Here is a 1549-nt window from a genome sequence, read left to right as displayed (position 1 = left end):
CCCGACTCGAGACACAACGATTCCCATCTCCCGATCGATTCACTGACTTGCACCACCGGACGCCACGGGTGGCGGAATTGGGCGGCCACCGGGCGGTGTGAAAGGCGGATCCGCGTGCACCGGCGGCTGTTGCGGACGGCTCGCCAGGCCGTCCGCCTCGCCTTGTGCGCGGTTCTGCTGCCCGCGGTTTTGTTACCCGCGGTTCTTCTCCGTCCGCGATTTACGCGCGGTCCTTCTCCATGGCCTCGATGAGGCTCTTCGGACGCAGGTCGGTCCAGTTCTTCTCGACATAGTCGAGGCATTCCTGGCGTCCGGCCGCGCCGAACGCCTTGGTCCATCCCTCGGGCACGTCTGCGAAGACCGGCCAGAGCGAGTGCTGTCCTTCCTCGTTGACCAGGATCAGATAGCTCGCGTCGGGATCTTCGAAGGGGTTCATGGCAAGCCTTCCTCTCGGACCGTGGTGACCAGTGGATTCGCGGCCCCGATGACGAGGGGACATCTCCCTGGCCGAATTGACCGGGCGACTCGATGCGCAACTCTCGTCGGCCGAAGCCAGGATGACAAGGGCGCTATCCACTGTCCAACAGGCCCTTCACCACGGCTGTTCAACTGGCGCAAGGCAGCGGTTGAACACCGTCGTTCTGTGTTCACCAGGTCGCTGGCATAGTGTGCGCGTGTCCCGACGACGGCATCTCCACAACGCGCGGATCGGGAGGCCATCTTGCCTTACCTCCAGAGCAACGGCATCCAACTCGCCTATTCGGTTTCGGGGTCCGGTGTCAATGTCCTGCTCATCATGGGATCGGGTGCGTCGGCGCGTGTCTGGGAGATGTACCAGACGCCTGCGCTGAACGCGGCCGGATATCGGACCTTCGCATTCGACAACAGGGGTGTGGCGCCTTCCGCGACACCGCCCGGGAAATACTCGCTCGACGATATGGTCGCGGACACCGCGGGTCTGATCCGGGCCCTTGAGCTCGGTCCGTGTCACCTCGTCGGGGTGTCCCTCGGCGCGTTGATCGCCCAGGAACTGGCGTTGTCGCAGCCCGAGTTGGTGCGGACCGCGGTGCTGGCCGCGACGAAGTCCCGTTCCGATCGAGCGCGTCGGGCGCAGGACGCGGCGGGCCGGGCGTTGCGGGAGAGCGGTCTCGAACTGCCGCGCGAGTACCGGGCGGTGAAGACGGTGTTCGACATGCTGTCGCCCGCGACCGTCGACGACGAGTCCGCCGTGGCGGCGTGGCTCGACCTGTTCGAGTACTCCGGCGACGGTGAGGCCGGCGGGCAGGCCTGGATCGACACCGGACGGGACCGGCGTGCGGAGTTGGCACGGGTCACGGTGCCGTGCCGGGTGATCACGTTCACCGATGACCGGATCAGTCCGCCGCATCTGGGCGCGGAGGTCGCCGAGGCCATCCCGGACTGCGACCTCGTGGAGCTGTCGGACTGCGGCCATCTCGGCTATCTGGAGCGCCCGGAGCCTTTCAACCAGGCGGTCATCGAGTTCCTCGACAAGCACAGTTCGCTCGGTTGACCGCAGCCGGGCCCCGAT

General features: G+C 66.2%; 2 protein-coding genes. One reads left to right on the top strand and one right to left on the bottom strand.

Features of this window, described 5'->3' with window-relative positions; genetic code table 11:
• Positions 1 to 220: 220 nt before the first annotated feature.
• Positions 221 to 436, bottom strand: a complete 216-nt coding sequence (locus AB0D74_RS45580) for an MbtH family protein (protein WP_362600744.1) — start codon at positions 434 to 436, stop codon at positions 221 to 223.
• A gap of 360 nt (positions 437 to 796) precedes the next feature.
• Between AB0D74_RS45580 and AB0D74_RS45575 the strand changes: the two genes are divergently transcribed.
• Positions 797 to 1531: an alpha/beta hydrolase gene (locus AB0D74_RS45575; protein ID WP_362600741.1), complete on the top strand. Its 735-nt coding sequence runs from the start codon at positions 797 to 799 to the stop codon at positions 1529 to 1531.
• Positions 1532 to 1549: the final 18 nt, after the last annotated feature.

The sequence above is a fragment of the Streptomyces sp. NPDC048278 genome, from assembly GCF_040652195.1.
Classification (GTDB): Bacteria; Actinomycetota; Actinomycetes; order Streptomycetales; family Streptomycetaceae; genus Streptomyces.
This window is presented reverse-complemented; position numbering and strand designations above follow the sequence as displayed.

Bases quoted from the DNA above. Each gene is read 5' to 3' on its own strand.
- AB0D74_RS45580 (WP_362600744.1), bottom strand. From the start codon at position 436: ATGAACCCCTTCGAAGATCCCGACGCGAGCTATCTGATCCTGGTCAAC.
- AB0D74_RS45575 (WP_362600741.1), top strand. From the start codon at position 797: ATGGGATCGGGTGCGTCGGCGCGTGTCTGGGAGATGTACCAGACGCCT.